The sequence below is a fragment of the Mesorhizobium sp. BAC0120 genome (assembly GCF_033542235.1).
Lineage (GTDB): Bacteria > Pseudomonadota > Alphaproteobacteria > Rhizobiales > Rhizobiaceae > JAWRCU01.
The window spans coordinates 18,100-38,037 of sequence record NZ_JAWRCU010000001.1; the positions used below are offsets into that span (position 1 = coordinate 18,100).

Below are 19,938 nucleotides of genomic sequence, written 5' to 3' on the forward strand. Positions count from 1 at the left end.
CGGAATGAGGCTATGGCCACGCCTGTCTCGATGGAAAGCCCACTGGGCGCACGCATGCGGGTCAATGGCCGCGACGTCGACTACTTCTGCGGGACGAGCTATTTTTGCCTGCACGGACATCCGCAGGTGATCGAAGCCGCATGTGAGGCGACGCGGCAATTCGGCCTCGGTCCCGGAACGCTGGCGCACATGCCGGTCTACGGCGATCTGCAGCAGCAGCTCTGTGACTGGTTCGGGACCGAGCAGGTCGTGACAATGATCTCGGGCTATACCAGCCCCATGGCGCTGTTGCAGGGCTTGCGTGACAGCTTCGAGCTCATCTTCATTGACGAGGCCACCCATTACAGCGCGCGCGACGCGATACCTACGATCGACAAACCGGTCCATCGCTTCCGCCATCTCGACGCCGACAGCCTCGCCGATCAGCTCTCGCGTCACATGGCCTCGCACCAACGTGCGGCAGTGATAACGGACGGCGTTTTCCCGTCGACCGGCAGCCTTGCTCCGCTGGCGGATTACAGAAAAGTCATGGAGCCGTATGACGGCTCCATATTGTGCGTGGACGATTCGCACGGGGTGGGCGTTTTGGGGAGCAGCGGGCGCGGTTCCCTGCAGCATGCCGGATTAGAAGGCGAGGCAAACTTCTTTGCCGGGACCCTGAGCAAGGCGTTTGGCGCGCTCGGCGGCATAGTTCCGGCAAACGCGTCGCTTGCCGAAAAAATCCGAAGCAACGCGATGATCCTGCGCGGTGCTTCGCTGCCTCCGCCCGGAGCAGCGGCCGCCGCCATAACAGCGATGCGTCTGTTGCAGACGACACCGCAGATGCGCACCGACCTCGAACGCAATGTCAGGCATGCGCGCGAAGGGTTGCGCAATCTCGGCTTCGAAATCGAGGATACGCCGGTTCCCATCATTTCGATCCGCGGCAACGTCGATTTCGAGCACGTGCGCGCCGAACTCGACAAGCGCGACATCATCGTGAAAGTCACGCCCGCCTCGGGATATTCCGATGCGCCGGACGTGCCGACGATTCGCCTGGCCGTTTTTTCGCAACATACTCCGGAGCAGATCGACCGGCTGCTGTCGTCGATAGGCGCGGTCTTATAGGATTTGGAGGGACAAGGACATGAAGGTTTTCATCAGCGCCGACATCGAGGGCACAGCCGGTATCACCAACTGGGACGAGGCGAGGAAAGGCAATCCTGACTATGCCGAATTCCGGGAATACATGACCGACGAACTGGTCGCAGCCTGTGAGGGAGCAAAGGCGGCTGGAGCCGACGAGGTGGTTGTCAAGGATGCACACTCGACGGCGCGCAACCTCATCCTCTCCAAGCTCCCTGATTATGTGCGCATCGTGCGTGGCTGGAGCGGGCATCCGGATGCGATGATGTTCGGCATAGACGAAACCTTCGATGCCGCTCTCTATACCGGCTATCACAACAAGGCCGGTTCCGACACCAACCCGCTTGCGCATACGTTGACGGGCACCGTCTCCAGAATGCTGATCAATGGCGAGGTCGCGTCCGAATACACGCTGAACGCTCATTGCGCGGCCCGCTATGGCGTGCCCTCGGTCTTCCTGTCGGGCGATGCCGGCATGTGCGCTGAGGCAAAAGCCCTGGTACCGGAAATCGAGACCGTCGCCACCAGCGAAGGTTTCGGCCCTGCCACGCTTTCCCTCTCGCCCCAAGGCGCCGTCAAGGCAATCCGCGAAAGGGTGGAAGCAGCACTCTCCCGGGACCTGTCGAACTGCCTGCCAAAACTGGCCGACACGTTCGAGCTGGTCGTCGAGTACACCACGCCCATCGAGGCCTACCGCGGCGGCTGGTATCCAGGCATTGAGCACCCTGCCCCGCGCACGCTTCGGTTCAAGGCCGACAATTTCTTCGACATCCAGCGCGCGATACGATTTGTCGTCTGAGTAGAGGAGATTTTTGCATTGGTCCGGGGTGCGCATTGCGGCAACCGTGGCAGTAGCCGCTCATGAGGGCGGACTATGTTTGCGGCTGCGTCCGGCCCCGGTCTTCCAGCCTGCCGAGATGATCGTCCAGCCAGGCTCGGAACCGCGTCATAAGCTGGTCTTCTCTGCGGGACGGTGAAATGACGAGGTAATAGCCTCCCAGGCGGATATCGGTATCGAGTAGTTCCACGAGCTGATTATGGGCCAGATATCCGCTGGCCATCGGATAGAGAGCCAACGCGATTCCCTGCCCCGCCAGCGCGGCCTCAAGGCAAAGATCCGCGTTCCCAAGGTGCGGGCCTCTTAGCCTTGGGGTGTGCGCAAGGCCTGCCGCGGCGAGCCATTCCTGCCATTGCTTGTGACTTCCCTCGTGGATGAGCGGTCCGGCCGGCAGGTCCTGAAGGCTGAGAGGCGGTTCGTTCCTGGAGAGCCAGGCGGGGCTAGCCACCGGAAACATCCGAGGACTGGCCAGCAGCAATGCGCCCGCGGGCAGCTCACTCTGTCTTGCATAGACAATCGTCGCGTCAGCTTCCTGACGCGCGAAATCCGGTATCTGATCGATCGCCCGAATGACGATCTCCGTGCCCGGCAAACTTTGCTCGAGGTCGGACAATCTGGAGGTGAGCCATTGGGAAGCCAGTCCCGCCATGCACCACAGCCGTAGGCGGTCCTTCGTGGCGCGCGCCCGGATCCGTTCCGAAGCGGCGGCGATCTCACCGAATGCCTTGGAGACAGTTTCGAAAAAGTCGCGCCCTTCCTCGTTCAGCCTCGTTCCGGCAGCGCTTCGAAGAAGAAGCCGCGTGCCGAGCCATGCCTCCAGATTGCGAATGTGGTAGCTGATCACATTGTGGCTGACGCCGAGATCGTCGGCGGCCTTACGCATGCTTCCTGTGCGTGCGACGGCCTCGAACGCCCTAACCATCTGGAGCGGCGGCATATGCACTTTCGTCTGCCCGGACCATTTCGATGCGGTCCGGCCGTCCGACAACGGGTCTCTTGAATAATTGGTCACGACAGGTCGACCTCTGTGGAACATGCAATGTACCACAGCGACGGAAACAATCGACTGTCGGACGACCGGGGTTACAGCTAGAAATCGCGGGGATTTCAGAGGAAAGGTCTGCCCGATCGGGCGGAATGACGATCATGACCAACGCCACAATATCGTCACGCAAGAACGAGTCGATCGCACGCGGCGTCGGCATGACGACCCAGATCTATGCCGATCGCGCCGAAAATTCGGAGATTTGGGACGTCGAAGGACGCCGCTATATCGACTTCTCCTCCGGGATCGCCGTGGTCAACACCGGCCACCGGCATCCGAAGGTCATCGAGGCGGTCAAGGCGCAGCTCGACCGTTTCACCCATACCTGCCATCAGGTCGTTCCCTACGAAAGCTATGTGCGGTTGGCCGAGCGGCTGAACGGCATGCTGCCGGGAGCGTTCGAGAAGAAGACCATCTTCGTCACCACCGGCGCGGAGGCCGTGGAGAACGCGGTCAAGATCGCGAGGCACGCGACCGGCAGGCAGGCGATCATCGCCTTTTCAGGTGGCTTTCACGGCCGCACCTTCATGGGCATGGCGCTGACCGGCAAGGTGGTGCCTTACAAAGTCGGCTTCGGCGCCATGCCGGGCGATGTCTTCCATGCGCCCTTCCCGGTCGCGCTGCACGGTGTTTCGGTGGCGGACTCGCTCGCCGCCCTTGATAGGCTTTTCAAGGCCGATGTCGATCCGGCCCGCGTCGCCGCCATCATCATCGAGCCGGTGCAGGGTGAAGGCGGCTTCTACGAGGCGCCGCGTGAATTCGTATCGGCGCTGCGCAAGATTTGCGACCAGCACGGTATCCTCCTGATTGCCGACGAGGTGCAGACCGGCTTTGCGCGCACCGGCAAGATGTTCGCCATGGAACATCATGACGTCGCGCCCGACATCACGACCATGGCGAAGAGCCTGGCTGGCGGCTTTCCACTGTCGGCAGTCACTGGGCGCGCCGAAATCATGGACGCACCGGGGCCCGGCGGGCTGGGCGGCACCTATGGCGGAAGCCCGATCGGCGTGGCCGCAGCCAACGCCGTCCTCGACGTGATCGAAGAGGAAGGGCTGTGCGACCGCGCTAACGCGCTCGGCGCACGGCTGAAGCAGCGGCTGGAATCGTTGCGGGACGACGTGCAGGAGATCGTTGACATTCGCGGCCCGGGCTTCATGAACGCAGTCGAGTTCAACCATGCAAAAAAGGGCGTGCCCTCTGCCGAATTCGCCAATGCCGTCAGGCTGAACGCGCTCGACAAGGGCCTCATCCTGCTCACCTGCGGCGTCTATTCGAACGTTATCCGCTTCCTGTCGCCGATCACGATCCAGGACAATGTCATGACGGAGGCGCTCGACATCCTGGAGAGCGCCATCCGGGACGCGCGGGCCGGCTAAAGCTTTCAGATCGAGGAAATCGAGATGACCGCCATGACCATGAATGTGGATCTTCCGGCGCGCCTCAAGGATCCGACGCTGCTGCGCGAGGCGGCCTATATTGACGGCGAATGGTTGGACAGCACGGCTAGCCGCGGCTCCTTCGCGGTGACCAACCCGTCCACCGGAGATACGATCGCGACGCTTCCCGACCTCGGCGCCAGTGAGACCGCACGCGCCATCGAAGCAGCCTTCGCCGCGCAAAAACCGTGGGCCGCTCTTGCCGCGAGGGAACGCAGCATCCTGCTACGGCGTTGGCACGATCTGATCATCGCCAATGCCGACGACCTTGCGGCCATACTGACCGGGGAGATGGGTAAGCCATTCGCCGAAGCGCGCGGCGAGGTGCTCTACGGAGCGGCCTATATCGAATGGTTCGCGGAAGAGGCCAAGCGCATCTATGGCGATGTCATTCCCGGCCATCAGCGGGACAAACGCATAGTTGTGCTGAAGCAGCCTGTTGGTGTGGTCGGCACCATCACGCCGTGGAACTTTCCCAACGCGATGATCGCACGCAAGCTGGCGCCTGCGCTGGCAGTTGGGTGCACCGTAGTGTCGAAGCCAGCGGAACAGACGCCGCTTTCTGCTATCGCGCTCGCCGTCCTTGCCGAACGTGCCGGCATTCCGGCCGGTGTCGTCAACATCATCGTCGGTACAGACGGTCCTGCTATCGGCAAGGAGCTTTGCGGCAACGACAAAGTGCGCAAGATCAGCTTCACCGGCTCAACGGAAGTCGGCCGCATCCTGATGCGGCAATCGGCCGACCAGATCAAGAAACTCAGCCTCGAACTAGGCGGCAATGCGCCGTTCATCGTGTTCGACGACGCCGATATCGACGCGGCGGTCGAGGGCGCCATGATCTCGAAGTTTCGCAACGCTGGTCAAACCTGTGTTTGCGCCAATCGCATCTATGTGCAGTCGACGGTCTACGATGCCTTCGCCGAAAAGCTCACCAGGCGCGTAGCCTCGCTTAAGGTCGGCGACGGCTTTCTCGATGGCGTCACCACCGGGCCTCTCATCGACGAGGCGGCAATGGCCAAAGTGCACGACCATCTCAGCGACGCCGTCGCCAAGGGTGCCACCATTGTCGCCGGTGGTAAGCCGCATGAGCTCGGCGGGACCTTTTTCCAGCCGACCGTTCTCACCAACGTCGAGGCTGACATGAAAGTGGCACGGGAGGAGACCTTCGGCCCGGTGGCACCATTGTTCCGCTTCGACACCGTCGAGGACGTGATCCGCCAGGCCAACGACACGGAATTCGGCCTGGCCGCCTATTTCTATGCCAGGGATACTTCCAAGATCTGGATGGCGGCGGAAGCACTTGAATATGGAATGGTGGGCATCAATACCGGCCTCATTTCGACCGAGGTCGCGCCATTCGGCGGCGTCAAGCAGTCGGGGCTCGGGCGCGAAGGCTCGAAATACGGCGCCGAGGACTATCTTGAGATGAAGTATCTCTGCCTCTCGACGTGATTCCGGGCATTGGTCAGTCGCTCTTGTTCGAGGCTCGGCCATTCCAGATGCAAGTCGCCGAGATGAGCCGCCAGTCCGATGCGCCGCGGCGGTTTCAAGCCCGAAAGTGGCGGCAAAATTCAGCGACCGACAAGGCGAAGGTCGGCGGACAAATTCAAGCTGGCCGTCTGAAGACGTTCTCCCACCAATTTGCGGAGATGTGCGGAAGTTCCACCTCCGGTTCCCGCCCCAGGATCAGGCCGAGCACGCGAGGCGGCGTGAGCGGCGTCTGTTGCACCCGGCATCCGGTTGCGTTGGCGACGGCACAGGCGATGGCTGCCGGCGGGTTCATGATGGGGATTTCGCCGGCGCCCTTGACGCCCAGCGGGCCGATGGAAGGCGCGCCTTCGTAAAGCTCGATCTCGACCGGCAAGGTATCCTGCGCAAGCGGCACGCGATAGGTTTCGAGACTGTTCTGGCGGATGCAGCCGTCCTCGCCGATCGTGTGTTCCTCGTGAAGGGCGTAGCCGATGCCTTGCGTGACGCCGCCCTGGATCTGGCCCGCGATGGCGCGCGGATTGAGCGCCCGGCCGACATCCTGCACCACCTTGTAGCTCAGGATATCGACATGGCCGGTGTCCGGATCCACCGCGACTTCGCAGTCATGAACGTTGAAGACCGGAATATCGATGGCGTCGATGAAATGACCCGCGGCGCAGCCAGGGAGCGACGGCACGCCCGGATTGGTAAAGGAGCCGGAGCCGACGACAGGGCCGGCCGTCCTATGAAGGTGCTGCACGACCTCAGCGATGGTCATGCCCGATCCTTCCCTTCCTTCGATCTCCACGCGGCCGTTGCGCAAGACGAGCTTGTCGGGCTCGGTTTGCAGCAGTTCTCCGGCAGCGTTCAGGATCTTGCCTCGAATGTCCGCGGCGGCGGCGCGGCTGGCCGCGCCGACAGAGACGGTCGTGCGTCCGCCGCCGACGCCGAGGTCGAAGCCGGCCGCATCCGTGTCGGCTGGGCGGACGATGACATTGTTCGGATGAATGCCAAGCTCGTAGCCGACGATCTGCGGCAAGGCCTGCACCATCGTACCCTGGCCGAGTTCGACGCCTGCGGTGATGAGCGTTGCGCTGCCATCGGCATTGAGGTTGATCGTCGCCGACGACGGGCCGACAAAGATGAACCAGGTGCCTACCACGGTCGCGCGCCCATAGAGCCGGTTGCCGGCCAGATGCTCCTTCGAAGGCGACGCATCGCGCATCTCAGCCATGCGATCCAGCATGGGGCCGAGCACGTCGCCTTCGAAGACCTGGCCCGTTGCGCCGAGGTCCCCGTCCCCCAATACATTCAGCCGCCTGAATTCAAGCGGATCCATGCCGATCGCCTGGCAGATCTCGTCCGTGTGCCGCTCCAGCGCGAAAGTGTTGTAGACGCCGTTGCAGGCGCGGAAGGCGCCGTTGGGCGCTGTGTTGGTGTAGACGGCTCGGCTCGCCAGTTTGATGGAGCCGAGCTTGTAGTTGCCGCCGAGCGTGTGTGCGGTCATTGTCGTCAGGAATATCTGCTCGCCGCCATAGGCTCCGCAATCCATCAGCACCACCGCCTCGCGGCCGGCGATCTCGCCGCCGCGCGTGACCGCCGAACGGATCTTGATCTCGGCGTTCTCGCGGCACAGGCAGGTCAGCATCTCTTCCTGCCGTGAATAGACCAGCCGCACCGGCTGGCCGGCCTTGCGCGCCAGGATCGCCGCGTAGGGCTCGAGCGTGCAGTCGAACTTCTGGCCGAACCCACCGCCCACCGGAGGCACGGTGACATGCACCTGCGATGGCGGAACGCCAAGCAGTTTGGAAGTCTGGTTGCGGACCGTCCAGGGAACCTGGGTGGATGTTTCGATATGGTAGCGTCCATCCTCGTAAGCGGCGATCACCGCCCTGGGCTCCAGGGACACGTGGTTCTGCCTGCCGACCCGGAAGCAGCTTTCCACCACCACGACATCGTCGCGGGCAAAGGCTGCGTCCGTATCGCCGCGCACCACCGTCGCTTCCCAGGCCACGTTGCCGCCGCGCGCCCCGCCTTCGAACAGCACTTCGTAACTCTTCCAATCGGGATGGATCAGCGGCGCGCCGGGGGCCAGCGCCGCGGCCATGGTGAGCACGGGCGGCAAGGGTTCCAGTTCGACCTCGATAGCACGGACAGCGGCCTCAGCCTGCTCGTAGGTGTCAGCTGCGACCGCCGCGATCTGTTCGCCATGGAAGCGGATCACGCCGGAGGCGAAAAGCGGATGATCGGCTATGCCGATGCCATGCATGCCCGGTGCATCTTCGGCCGTCGCAATGGCGCGGACGCCCGGCATCTGCCGGGCGCGCGTCGTGTCGAGCCTCATGATGCGCGCCGATGCCACCTCAGCGCGCAGGATCGCGGCATGCAACATGCGCGGCAGCAGACGGTCGACCGTATAGCGCGTGCGGCCGAGCAGCTTGTCTCGCGCATCGCGCCGCGGAAGGTTCATGGTGACGGTCGAGGGATCTGGGCGCGCCATCGCTCAACTCCGCCTAGAGCAGGATGAATTGAATTTGAGTCATTGATCCTGCTCTACCCCTCTGTTTTTGCAGCATGATCTTATCCAAAAAGTCTGCAACTTTTTGGGATCATGCTCTAGCAAGGGCGACTGCCGCATCGACCAGCCGTTCGTAGCCGGTGCAGCGGCAGACGTTGCCGGCCAACGCCGCCTTGATTTCATCCCTGTCGGCATGCGGGCGCTCGCGCAGGAAGCCCGTGAGAACCATCAGGATGCCTGGGAAGCACATGCCGCACTGGACGACGTCGTGCTCCTCCATGACCTGCTGCAGGGGGGACGGCTCGCCGGCGGCCGCAAGCGACTCCACGGTGCATATCTCCCGCTCGCCGATGGTGCCGATCGGCACCAGGCAGGACACGACCGGCTGGCCGTCGAGATGGACCGTGCAGGCGCCGCAAACGCCTTCGCGGCACACCGACTTGGCGCCGGTAAGGAAGAACTCGTCGCGCAGCACGTCGACGAGGGGTGTCATCGGACCCCGCGAGGATACGCGCTGTTCGCCATTTATCGTCAGTATCGTCGGCATGCCTGCTCCCGGCTCGTCCTCAGGATCGACTGCGCAGGGCGGCCTGGGCCGCGCGGCGGACCAGGGCCGGCAGGACCTGCACGCGATACCATCCAGGCGCTTCGACGCCATCGCGCCCGGTGAAGGCGCCAAGCTCCGCCTCGGCCAACGCTTCGGCCTGCCGCGGGTCGAGCGGATGGCCCACCAGCTTTCTCTCAAGCCCAGGCCAGCGCCGGGCAGAAGATTCCACAGAACCCACGGCCACCCTCCCGTCTTCGACCACCCCGTTCTGGTTCAGCTGGACCGCAAGGCTTACGATCGCGACGGGATAGTCTCCGGCCTTGCGCAGCGGCAGTCTTGCGTGGCCGGTCAGGACCGGCCTGCGCAATATGGTGACTCCGGTCACCAGCGTTCCCGGATCGAGGTCGCGGCGTGTCGCGAGAAAACGTTCGAGCGGCAGGTTTTCGCGCCCGCCGGTCGTGGCGAGTTCGACCTCCGCGTCGAGGCACAGCAGAGCGGGTGGCAGATCGGCAGCGGAGAAATCCGAGGTGGACAGGTTTCCCCCGACGGTCGCCATTTCCCGTATCGCCGGGTTCGCGGCGCTGCCGGCTGCGGTGGCGAGGCCATGACATGGCGCGACCCCGGCCAGCTGTGCAGCCAGTCGGGCATGGGTGACGCTGGCGCCGATATGGATCCGGTCGGCGGCGACGTCGATCGCGTTCAGTTCGGGGATGCGACCCACGCCGACGTAGAAGGGAGCCTGCGCTTCACGCCTGATCGGCGCGCGCATGATCCATGTCCCGCCGGCAAATGGGGCGCCCTCGGATCCACGCTCGGCAAGAGCGGCGAGCGCATCGGCGACCGTGCCGGCCATGAAAAGCCTGTCATCGCCGGTGGCCGGCATGGATCTCTCCTTCTTCGGCTATGATTCCGGGTTGGCAGGTTCAGCGGTTGCCCATCAGCATGCGGTAGCGCACCTGGTCGAAGATGACGGCCAGGATCAGGAGCGAGCCGAGCAGGATCATCTGCAGGTAGGACCCGATCTGCGCCATGTTCATGCCGTTCTGCAGCAGCGTGATGAAGAAGGCGCCTAGCACCACGTTCTCGACACGGCCTATCCCGCCTCGCAGCGAAACCCCGGCGATGACACAGGCAGCAATCGATTCCAGCGCGATGGTGCCGCCGAGGTTGGTCTCGCCGGACTCGACGCGCGCCGTCATCAGAACGCCGGCGATCGAGGCGAGCAGCGCACAGGCGACATAGGCGAGAAACAATGTGCGCCTCGTGTGGACGCCGGACAGGTTGGCGGCCTTGAGATTGCCGCCGACGGCATAGAGATGGGCGCCGAAACGCGTACGGTTCATCAGCAGCCAGATGATCACGATCGCGGCGAGGGCGAAGAGGACGGGCACCGGCACGCCGAAAATCTTGCCGAAACCGAAGAAGTCGCCGAACTCGAAGGGAAGACCGGAAACCGGAACGCCGCCGGTCAGGAACAGCGCGATGCCCGCGCCGACGGACTGCACGCCGAGCGTCATGATGAAGGGCGAGACGCCGAACTGGGCGACGCCGAGGCCGTTCAGGGCGCCGATCAGCAATGCGGAACCAAAACCCGCAAGGGCGCCGAGCAGGATCGCGACCCAGACCATATCCGGCATCCACGCTGCAAGCGCCACCATGGCCATGGCCGATACGACCGATGTCACGGCGATTGCGGTTCCGACCGCCAGGTCGAAGCCGCCCGATATCAGGACCAGCATCTGCCCAAGCGACACGAGAACGAGATAGACGGACTGCCTGGCGACATTGGTGAGGTTCTGCAGCGACAGGAATTGCGTCGACACCAGCGCGAACACGATCAGCGCCGCGACAAGGAAGAACGGCAGGACGCCCAGCCTGAGGAACAATGCCTTCAGCAGGCTTGCCACGCCGCCAGGCTTGCCCGCGGACTGGTCTCCCATGGCCGTGTCGCCCCCTGAAACAGTCATGCCGAATCCCTCGCGTCTGTGAAGAAGTGCTTCAGCACGTTCTCCTCGGTTATCGATGGCCCTTCCAGCTCGGCCGAAATGCGTCCCTGCGAGAACACCAGCAGGCGGTGCGCGAGGTTCATGACTTCGGGCAAATCCGAGGATATCAGGACGACGGCCTTGCCTGCCTCGGCGATCTCCTTGATGAGCCGGTAGAGTGCCGCCCGCGTCCCCATGTCGACGCCGACCGTCGGCTCGTCGAAGATGTAGACGTCCTGGTCGCGGCCGAAGCCTTTGCCGAAGAGAACCTTCTGCTGGTTGCCGCCGGACAGGTTGACGACGGCACGCTTCATATACGCCGGCGAAATATCGACGCGCTGGCCAATATCGGAAGACAGCTGCTTTATCCGCCGGGGCGAAACGAAGCCGAGAGATCGCGATATGTCGGGGCGGTCGAGCAGCGACAATGCAATGTTGTCGCGCGCCGACGCCGTCAGCTGAAGACCCTCGTTCTTGCGATCGGGGGAAAGGTAGAAGACGCCGTCGCGCAGCAGCTTGCGGGTCGGCGACCCAGTGACGTCGCGCCCCCTGATGCTGACCTCGCCGGCGATGAGCGGCTGCAGTCCCAGTGCGCCACGCCACACGCGCGACTTGCCGCTGCCGACCAGGCCGGCGACGCCAAGCACCTCTCCCGCCCGTACCTCGACCGAGGTGCCGCGCACGCCCCAGGTCTGAATGTTGCGCAGCGACATCACCGTGGCGCCGCCCGGCTTGCGGGATATCTCCGGGTAAATCCGATCGATCGAGCGGCCGGTCATCAATTCCACCAGCTCACGCTCGCTGGTGCCGCGCGCCGCGACGGTTCCGATGAGCCTCCCGTCCCGCAGCACGCTGATCCGGTCGGCGATCTCAGCGAATTCCTGGATGCGATGCGAAATGTAGACGATGCCGACGCCGTTGGCCTTCGCCTTGACGATAAAGTCAAAGAGCTTGCGGGTTTCCTTTTCCGTCAGCGACGCCGTCGGCTCGTCGAGAATGAGCACGCGCGTCCTTGCCAGGAAGACCTTGGCTATTTCGACCATCTGCTGCTCGGCGCGCGACAGGCTGGAAACGCGGCGCCCGATGTCGACGTCGAAGCCAAGCTCCCTGAACACGCGGGCTGCTTCCCGGCGCATGGTCGCGCGGTCTATGAACAGGCCCTTGCGCGGCTCGCGGCCGAGAAACATGTTCTCGTAGACGCGCAGCGTCGGCACCAGCGAGAATTCCTGGAACACCGTGCCGATCCCGTGGGCGGCAGCGTCGTGGACCGAATGCAGGTCCACCTCGCCGCCGTCGAGCTTGAGCGTGCCGGACGTCTGCCTGAAGACACCCGACAGGATCGAGATCAGTGTCGACTTGCCGGCGCCATTCTCACCGAACAGCACATGCACTTCACCGGGTTCGAGGCGGAAATCGACGCCCGAAAGCGCCTTCACGCCAGCGAACTCCTTGGTGATGCCGGTCATTTCGACCAGAGGCGCCATAGCCGGATCCCAGTCCCTTGAGCGCGCGCCGGCTCACATGCGGAGCCGGCGCGTACCAATGCTAGTTAGTTGACCTTGAATACCGGCTTGTAGTTGTCCGGCGGCAGGATCGTGTCGTGTTCGACCGAGCCCACATTGCTGGGGTCGACGACGAAGATCTTCGGGCCTACGTGCTTGATATAGTCCTTGCCCTCGAGGATGCGCACGGCCTGGTCGATGGCGATACGGCCCTGGATGACCATGGAGTCGGCCGGCGACGCCAGGATGAAACCGCGCTTGATGCCCTCGTAGACGCCCGGCGTCATATAGAACGCCAGCAGATCGACCTTGCCCTGCAGGTCGCGCTCGCGGATCAGGCCCTGCGCAGCCTCGGCGGTCACGGCGGTGCCGACGACGTAGCGCATGTCCGGATTGGCCTGCAGCTCGTCCTCGACCAGCTTCAGCTGCACCTCCTTGCCGGTGTCGCCGTATTTGGGTTCCAGCACCTTCAGGGCGGAGCCTTTCACCGCATCGAGGAAGCCCTTGTTGGCGGCTTCGACCCATCCGGCTCCCGCCGGGCCCGGGAACCAGCCCACCTTCACTTCATCGCTGCCGGCGGGATGCTTCTTGGCCAGGTACTCACCCGCCGAATGGCCCATCGTGTAGAAGGAGACCAGCGACTTGGCGGACACCTGCGGTGAAGAAATCCCGTTGATGACGTCGATGACAGGAATGTTTTTCTTGCGGATCTCGGCCACCAGATTGTTCAGGCCGTCGAAGGAGATGGCACCGATGACCACGGCCTGGGCACCGTTGGCCACGCAGTCCTCGATCTGGGAGATCTGCGTGTTGAGTTCGGTATAGCCGCCCGCATCGAGCAGGTTCATCGACACGGCGAGACGCTTCGCCTCCTCGGCCACGCCGTAGTCGACGCCGAGCCAGTAGGCATCCTTCATGTGCGGGAAGGAGACGCAGATCTTCCACGGCTGGCTGGCCTTTTCGAGCGGCACGTAAGACACGTCCTCCGACTTTCCGTCCGCTGCGAAGGGCGGCTCGATCTTGGCCGCATCGTAAGGAAACCAGTCTTTCGCATATGCGGCGCCGGTCATGGCCAGGACCGAACCGGCAAGCAGCAATTTCACTAGCGTTTTCATTTCTTTCCCCTTTTGATGTTGGATTTCTTCCCGCGGGACACCCCGACGCGCCTGCACGCGCCTAGTGAAGCGCCTCGCGGACTCTGTTGAGCAATGCAGCCCGATCGGCGCGCGCCTGCAGCGCGGCGGCCATATCGATCCTGACGAATCGAGTAGGCGTGTTCGGCTGCAACTGGCCGATCAGGTCCATATCGGCGGACACCACCGTACCGACCATAAAGTAACCGCCGCCGGAGACAGCGTCGCGGTGCAGGATGATGGGCTCGGTGCCTCCCGGAACCTGAATCGAGCCATAGGGGTAGCAGCTGTCGACGATGTTGGACGGATCCGATCCCGCGCCGAAGGGCTGCTGGCGCTCGACGAATTCGAGCGGCGAGCCGCCGCGGAAGCGATAGCCCATGCGATCGGCCTCGGGCGCCACCTTCCAGGTGTCCTCGAAGAAGCTGCGATGCGAGTCCTCGACGATACGGTGCCAGTAAAGGCCCGGTAGCACACGCAGTTCCGCCGGCATGCCGGGACGGCGGCGCAGCGGCTCGGGCACGCTCCTGCCTTCGCGGGCGGACGACGCCTTGCCAACGGGGAGCGCGTCGCCCTTGGCGAGGGGACGTCCGTTGAAGCCGCCGAGCGCGCCGATGGGGTATGTGGAGCGGCTGCCCAGCACTTGCGGGACATCGATGCCGCCGGCAATGGCGATGTAGATGCGGGCACCGGCCTTGAGGAAGTCAAAGCTCAACACCTGTCCTGCCTTGACGCGTAGCGCCGTCCAGGAGGGCTGCTCCTGTCCGTCGATCTTGATCGGCATATCGGCGCCGGTGATGGCGATGAGCGCCTCGGCGGTGAACTCCAGTTCAGGGCCGATGAAGACCGCCTCGAGGCCGGCCGCGCTCTCGTCGTTGCCGACCAGGAGGTTGGCGGCGCGCAGCGCCAGATTGTCCATCGCACCGCCGATCGGGATGCCGAGATGGAAATAGCCGGGCCGGCCGAGATCCTGCACGGTGGTGGAAAGCCCCGGATTGAGAACCTTAACGGTCATTGAGCTTGTCCTCCAGGCTGCGGTTGTAACCGTCCTTGTCCTTGGTGAATTCGCGCAGATCGAAGGTCACGTCGCGCATCCGCGGCGCAAAGCGGCCGGCGTCGACGTCGGCGACGATTGCGTCATATTCGTCGCGGCCGACGGGCTTGAACTTCACGATGTCGCCGGGGCGGAAGAACACCATGAAATCGCGCAGATAGCTGGTCGTCTGGGTCGGGTCGTAGATCGGCATCGGCGTGATGCCGAACATCTGGTAACCGCCGGCGCCGCGCACAGAATAGATGCAGCCGAAGCAGCCGCCGTGCCCGACGGTCAGTTTCGGCGTGTCGGTCCGTGGTCTGAGATATTTCGGCACCTCGATCTGCCGCTGCCGCTCGACCATCTGATACATGAATGGCAGGCCGGCGACGAAGCCGACCATGGAGACGAACCAGGGCGAGCCGCTGTGGGCGGCAACGAAATCGTCGACGCCGGCAAAGCTGTTGATGTGGGCGGCATATTCCAGATCCGTCGAGCCCGGGTCCTGGTGGCGGTCGCGGAAACGCATCAGCGTCTCTTGCGTCCAGGGGTCCTGGTAGAAAACCGGAATCTCGACGATGCGTGTGCCGATGACCGGGTCGGACTTCTCTGCGTCGCGCTCGATCGCCTTGACTTCGCCAAGGAGGTCGTCGGGGGCGATGACATCGGGATCGAACTTCACCTGGAACGAGGCGTTGGCCGGGCAGATTTCGGTCACGCCCGCGATCCTGCTCTCGCGGATCGCGGTGGTCATGGAGAGGCTCTTGAAAAAGCTCTCGAGCGACATGCTCTCGTCGCATTCGACGAACAGGTGCTCGTCGCCACCGAACGCGTAGCGGTTCATCGCGCCACCTCCTTGCTGCCTTGCGCCGGGGCGAAGGCGGTCTGAAGCCAATGTTCCAGGAAACGGGTGTGATAGCGGCTCGCCGCCACGTCGGGATCGGCTGCGAGGCCCTGATGCAGCGGCACGGTGGTAGGAATGCCGACGATCTTCAACGCGGCCAGCGCATCGCGCAGCCTGTCGAGGCAATCGGTCCTGTCCTTGCCATGGACGATGAGCTTGCCGAGCAGGGAATCGTAGAAGGGCGAAACCTCGTAGCCGGCATAGAGCAGCGTGTCGAAGCGGATCCGGTCGCCGTTCGGCACCTCCAGCTCGTGCACAGGGCCCGGCGCCGGCATGAAGTCGCGATAAGGGTCCTCGGCGTTGATCCGGCACTCGATGGCGTGGCCGGACACCCGCACGTCCTCCTGCCGGATCGACAGCGGTTCGCCCCCGGCGATACGCAGCATCTCCTGAACGAGATCGATGCCGGTGATCATTTCGGTGACGGGATGCTCGACCTGGATGCGGGTGTTGACCTCGATGAAATAGAACTCTTCGCTGGCATCGTCGTAGAGATATTCCACCGTGCCCGCGCCACGGTAGGAAACGGCCTTCGCCAAAGCGACGGCGCTGGCGCAGAGCCTTTCGCGGACGTGCGGCTTGAGCGAGACCGAAGGCGCCTCTTCCCAGACCTTCTGCCGCCGCCGCTGGAGCGAACACTCGCGTTCGAAGCAGTGCACGAAGTTCTTGCCGTCGCCCAGGATCTGCACCTCGATGTGGCGCGCCCGTTCGATGACCTTCTCGATGTAGAGGCCGCCATCGCCGAAGGCTGCCGCCGCCTCGGCCGATGCTTGCGGAAACTGGCGCTCGAATTCCTCCATCGACGACACGATGCGGATTCCGCGGCCACCGCCTCCGGCCGCGGCCTTGATCATCAACGGGAACCCGATGCCGGCAGCCATGCCGCGCGCCTCTCCGATATCGGCGACGCGTCCGGCGCTACCCGGCACCGTAGGAACGCCCGCTTCGGCGGCGACGCGCCGCGCCGTCACCTTGTCTCCCAGCAGTCGGATCGCCTCGGCGGAGGGGCCGACGAAGGCGATGCCCGCTGCCGCCACTGCTTCGGCGAAATCCGCATTCTCGGACAGGAAGCCGTAGCCGGGATGCACGGCATCCACCTTCGCTGCCTTGGCGGCCGCAATGACCGCGTCGATGTTCAGATAGGATTTCCTGGCGGCCGGCGGTCCAATCTCGATCGCCTCGTCAGCTAACCGCACGGCAAGCGAGTTGACGTCCGCCTGGCTATAGACCTGCACGGTCCGCATTCCCAAAGCCTTCGCGGCGCGATTGACGCGAACGGCAATCTCGCCGCGATTGGCTATCAGCAGCGAGCGGATGGTCACTGCTCGACCTCCGCCAGCACCTGTCCTGCCATGACGGCGTCGCCGTCCTCCACGAGGAAGGAGACTGCCCGCCCTTCAACGCCAGCCTGAATCTCGTGGAAGGACTTCATCACCTCGATCAGGCCGACCACATCTGAAGTCGCCACCGTATCTCCGTCCTGCTTGAACGGCGGGCTGTCGGGCGAGGGCTTGCGATAGAATGTCCCTGGAAGCGGTGACCTGATTTCTGCCTTGCTCATCTTCTCGTCCCTCGCTTGACTGCGCGCCCTAAAGCTGGATTTCCGACAAAGGCGCGATCCGGATTCCATGCGCGATCAGTTCGCCGCGCATCCTGTCCACCAGATCCGCGGCGCCAGGCGTGTCGGAATGGAAGCAGATCGATTCGAACTCGATATCGATCCTGTCACCCTCGATGGTGTTCACCTTGTTCTCGAGGCAGGCACGGAGCAACTTGTCCGCTACTGCCTGTGGGTCGAGCTTCTGTGCCCGTCGGGTGAAGACGATGGAGCCGCTGTTGTCGTAGTCGCGGTCGGCGTAGAACTCCCGCGCGACAGGCTGGCCCGCCTCCTTGGCGATGCGGTAGGTCTGCGAAGCGCCCATGCACAAGAGCGCCGCGTCGGGCGCGATCACGCGCATTGCCTGCACCAGGGAGCGCGACAGCGGCTCGCTCGCGGCTATGTCCATATACATGGCGCCATGCGGCTTCACGTGCTGAATGCGAGCCGCATGGCGCCGCGCGAATTCGCGCAGGGCGCCCACCTGATAGACGATGTCGTTGATGACCTCCTCGCTGCTGGCGCTCATACGGCGACGCCCGAAGCCCTGGAGGTCACGATAGCCGGGGTGGGCGCCGATGCCGACACCACGCTCGGCGGCAAGGCGCACGGTAAGGTCCATCAGGTTGGGGTCGCCGGCATGGAAGCCGGTAGCGATATTGGCGGAACTGATGAATTCCAGCAGACGGCCGTCATCGGCGTCGGCAAGGCGCCATTGGCCGAAACCTTCTCCCATGTCGCAATTGATATCGACGATAGAAACCGCCACGCCGTTCCCCTGCGCTGTTCCCCGGCTGTTGGCCAGCCATTTGAAGCCATGCTAGCGCAGCGTTTTTGCATTGAATAATTCAATTACCGCAATTTGCTACTTCTGTTTTTCATATACCTCTGTAAACGAATGTAACGCGGCAGCAGCCTGACAATGCTGAAGAAGTGCCCGCGTGCGGTGCAATATCCGCAGCTGACTCAGTCGTAAGGGGTAATGCTGATATTGTTTTTTCAGATTGAGGGTGCGATTCACTATAGAAAAATGGATATCGGAAAATGATCCCGACCATTCGCCAGATACGCTACTTCGTCTCGACGGCGGAGCACGGACAGATTTCTCAGGCCGCGATCGATCTTGCGATCTCTCAATCCGCGATAACGACGGCAATCAAGGAGCTGGAGAACGCGACAGGGGTAGACCTGTTCACGCGCACCGCGCACGGGATGGAGCTCACTCCGGCAGGCCGCGAATTCCTTTTCCACGCCTACGACATCCTGAACAAGATATCTGAAGCCATGACGGTGAAGGTGCCGTCGGGCGACCTGGAAGGCCAGCTCAACGTGGCCGCCACCTATACGGTCCTCGGCTATTTCCTGCCTCACCACATCGACAGATTGTCACGCAGCTATCCGAAGTTGCAGATCCAGCTTTTCGAGCTGACCCGCGACGCCATCGAGGAAGGACTGCTGTCGAACCGCTACGACCTGGCGGTCATCCTGACGTCGAACAACGTCAATCCGGACCTCTCCACCGAAACGCTGCTCAGTTCGCGGCGCCGGCTGTGGGTCCCTTCCAAACATCCGTTGCTTTCGCGTGACAGCGTCGGACTGAAGGAAATATCCGAGGAGCCCTACATTATGCTGACGGTCGATGAGGCCGCGCACACGGCGCTCAGATACTGGAGCCAGACGCCCTATCGTCCGCGGGTCAAGCTGAGGACGTCCTCCACCGAAGCGGTACGCTCGATGGTCGCCAACGGCCACGGCGTAGCGATCCTGTCCGATATGGTGCATAGGCCCTGGTCGCTGGAAGGCAAGCGCATCGAGACCATTATTCCGCAGGACCCGGTCCCATCCATGGACATAGGATTGGCATGGCGCCGAAACGTGGATTTCACGCCGTCGATGATCGCATTCAGGGACTATTTCCGCCGGGCGTTCTCGATCGGACAGCATGCGCCGACATGAACATTCCGCCGACCAAGGCCGGCGGAATGTCGTGATTTCAAGTTGCAGGTTCCGGGCGGTCAGGATTTCCCGTTCTGCGAGACCGGCGCGATCCGGATCCCATTTTCCTCTAGCGCTTGGCGGATTGCCTGGACCAGTTCGGGAGCGCCCGGCGTGTCCGAATGAATGCAGATGGATTCGAAGCCGATGTCGATGTCGTCGCCCTCGACGGTCAGCACCTTGCCTGCCCGGCATGCCCGCACAACCTTGTCGGCGACAGCCTTGTTGTCGAAACGATCGACCTTCCTGGCGAACACGATCTTCCCGTCCCGGTGATAATCGCGGTCCGCGTAGAACTCGCGCACGACCGGCTGCCCCATCTCCTTGGCTATCCGATAGGTCACCGATGCTCCCATGCAGTAAATGAAGGCGTCGGGCGCGATGACCCGCATCAGGTCGACGAAGGCCCGTGACAATGGCTCGTTGTCGGCAAGCTCCATGTAGAGAGCTCCGTGTGGCTTGACATGCTGGAGGCTGCCGCCATGCCGGCGCGCGAATTCGCGCACGGCCCCGACCTGGTAGACGATATCGTTGACGAGTTCCTCGTTGCTGCCGGCGATCCGCCGCCGGCCGAAGCCTTGCAGGTCGCGATAGCCCGGATGCACGCCGATGCCGACCTTATGGGCGACGGCAAGCTGGATGGTCTGGTCGATGAGATTGGGATCTCCCGCATGGAAACCGGCGGCTATATTGGCGGAGCTGATCAGCGCCATCAGCCGAGCATCGTCCGTCTCGCCCAGCTTCCATTGGCCGAAGCCCTCGCCCATATCGCAGCTGATATCAATTCGCGACATCGCCATGTGCTGT

The 19,938-nt window shown here is 63.3% G+C and carries 18 protein-coding genes; 5 read left to right on the top strand and 13 right to left on the bottom strand.

Annotation, left to right across the window (positions count from 1 at the left end):
- The first annotated feature begins 12 nt into the window (after positions 1 to 12).
- On the top strand, positions 13 to 1,107 hold the full coding sequence (locus tag SAZ10_RS00090; protein ID WP_318607121.1) for a pyridoxal phosphate-dependent aminotransferase family protein: 1,095 nt from the start codon (positions 13 to 15) through the stop codon (positions 1,105 to 1,107).
- A 19-nt stretch (positions 1,108 to 1,126) separates the two neighbouring features.
- Positions 1,127 to 1,924, top strand: a complete 798-nt coding sequence (locus SAZ10_RS00095) for a M55 family metallopeptidase (protein WP_318607122.1) — start codon at positions 1,127 to 1,129, stop codon at positions 1,922 to 1,924.
- Positions 1,925 to 1,997: 73 nt separating this feature from the next.
- Here the strand turns inward: SAZ10_RS00095 and SAZ10_RS00100 are convergent, their stop codons facing one another.
- A complete protein-coding gene (locus SAZ10_RS00100) occupies positions 1,998 to 2,900 on the bottom strand; it encodes a LysR substrate-binding domain-containing protein (protein ID WP_412535126.1) in 903 nt (300 codons plus the stop codon).
- 209 nt (positions 2,901 to 3,109) lie between these two features.
- On the opposite strand from SAZ10_RS00100, the gene SAZ10_RS00105 reads away from it, so the two are divergent.
- Together SAZ10_RS00105 and SAZ10_RS00110 are read left to right on the top strand one after the other, a co-directional pair.
- Entirely contained in the window at positions 3,110 to 4,387 is a 1,278-nt protein-coding gene (locus SAZ10_RS00105; RefSeq protein ID WP_318607124.1) for a 4-aminobutyrate--2-oxoglutarate transaminase, read from the top strand.
- Between the two features lie 33 nt (positions 4,388 to 4,420).
- Complete coding sequence (locus SAZ10_RS00110; RefSeq protein ID WP_318607759.1) at positions 4,421 to 5,899, top strand: NAD-dependent succinate-semialdehyde dehydrogenase; 1,479 nt, start codon at positions 4,421 to 4,423, stop codon at positions 5,897 to 5,899.
- Between the two features lie 154 nt (positions 5,900 to 6,053).
- Here the strand turns inward: SAZ10_RS00110 and SAZ10_RS00115 are convergent, their stop codons facing one another.
- From SAZ10_RS00115 to SAZ10_RS00165, 11 genes are all read right to left on the bottom strand, one after another.
- Positions 6,054 to 8,417: a xanthine dehydrogenase family protein molybdopterin-binding subunit gene (locus tag SAZ10_RS00115; protein WP_318607125.1), complete on the bottom strand. Its 2,364-nt coding sequence runs from the start codon at positions 8,415 to 8,417 to the stop codon at positions 6,054 to 6,056.
- A gap of 109 nt (positions 8,418 to 8,526) precedes the next feature.
- Positions 8,527 to 8,982, bottom strand: a complete 456-nt coding sequence (locus tag SAZ10_RS00120) for a (2Fe-2S)-binding protein (protein ID WP_318607126.1) — start codon at positions 8,980 to 8,982, stop codon at positions 8,527 to 8,529.
- Positions 8,983 to 9,001: 19 nt separating this feature from the next.
- Entirely contained in the window at positions 9,002 to 9,865 is an 864-nt protein-coding gene (locus tag SAZ10_RS00125; RefSeq protein ID WP_318607127.1) for an FAD binding domain-containing protein, read from the bottom strand.
- 40 nt (positions 9,866 to 9,905) lie between these two features.
- The gene (locus tag SAZ10_RS00130; RefSeq protein WP_318607760.1) at positions 9,906 to 10,922 is read right to left on the bottom strand and encodes an ABC transporter permease; all 1,017 of its coding nucleotides are present in this window, start codon (positions 10,920 to 10,922) and stop codon (positions 9,906 to 9,908) included.
- A 23-nt stretch (positions 10,923 to 10,945) separates the two neighbouring features.
- The gene (locus SAZ10_RS00135) at positions 10,946 to 12,451 is read right to left on the bottom strand and encodes a sugar ABC transporter ATP-binding protein (protein ID WP_318607128.1); all 1,506 of its coding nucleotides are present in this window, start codon (positions 12,449 to 12,451) and stop codon (positions 10,946 to 10,948) included.
- Between the two features lie 65 nt (positions 12,452 to 12,516).
- Positions 12,517 to 13,584, bottom strand: a complete 1,068-nt coding sequence (torT, locus tag SAZ10_RS00140; RefSeq protein WP_318607129.1) for a TMAO reductase system periplasmic protein TorT — start codon at positions 13,582 to 13,584, stop codon at positions 12,517 to 12,519.
- Between the two features lie 61 nt (positions 13,585 to 13,645).
- Positions 13,646 to 14,617 carry a biotin-dependent carboxyltransferase family protein gene (locus tag SAZ10_RS00145; RefSeq protein WP_318607130.1) on the bottom strand — a complete coding sequence of 324 codons (972 nt, stop codon included), beginning with the start codon at positions 14,615 to 14,617 and terminating at the stop codon, positions 13,646 to 13,648.
- On the bottom strand, positions 14,607 to 15,479 hold the full coding sequence (locus SAZ10_RS00150) for a 5-oxoprolinase subunit B family protein (protein WP_318607131.1): 873 nt from the start codon (positions 15,477 to 15,479) through the stop codon (positions 14,607 to 14,609). Before SAZ10_RS00150 ends, SAZ10_RS00145 begins: the two co-directional genes overlap by 11 nt.
- Complete coding sequence (locus SAZ10_RS00155) at positions 15,476 to 16,861, bottom strand: acetyl-CoA carboxylase biotin carboxylase subunit (protein ID WP_318607132.1); 1,386 nt, start codon at positions 16,859 to 16,861, stop codon at positions 15,476 to 15,478. Before SAZ10_RS00155 ends, SAZ10_RS00150 begins: the two co-directional genes overlap by 4 nt.
- Positions 16,858 to 17,100, bottom strand: a complete 243-nt coding sequence (locus SAZ10_RS00160) for an acetyl-CoA carboxylase (protein ID WP_318607133.1) — start codon at positions 17,098 to 17,100, stop codon at positions 16,858 to 16,860. Before SAZ10_RS00160 ends, SAZ10_RS00155 begins: the two co-directional genes overlap by 4 nt.
- Positions 17,101 to 17,128: 28 nt before the next feature.
- Positions 17,129 to 17,905 (bottom strand): 5-oxoprolinase subunit PxpA, encoded by a 777-nt coding sequence (locus tag SAZ10_RS00165; protein WP_318607134.1) that lies wholly within the window; start codon positions 17,903 to 17,905, stop codon positions 17,129 to 17,131.
- Between the two features lie 275 nt (positions 17,906 to 18,180).
- Here SAZ10_RS00165 and SAZ10_RS00170 point away from each other — a divergent pair, with 275 nt between their 5' ends.
- On the top strand, positions 18,181 to 19,092 hold the full coding sequence (locus SAZ10_RS00170; protein WP_318607135.1) for a LysR family transcriptional regulator: 912 nt from the start codon (positions 18,181 to 18,183) through the stop codon (positions 19,090 to 19,092).
- 59 nt (positions 19,093 to 19,151) lie between these two features.
- Here the strand turns inward: SAZ10_RS00170 and SAZ10_RS00175 are convergent, their stop codons facing one another.
- Positions 19,152 to 19,931: a 5-oxoprolinase subunit PxpA gene (locus SAZ10_RS00175; RefSeq protein WP_318607136.1), complete on the bottom strand. Its 780-nt coding sequence runs from the start codon at positions 19,929 to 19,931 to the stop codon at positions 19,152 to 19,154.
- Positions 19,932 to 19,938: the final 7 nt, after the last annotated feature.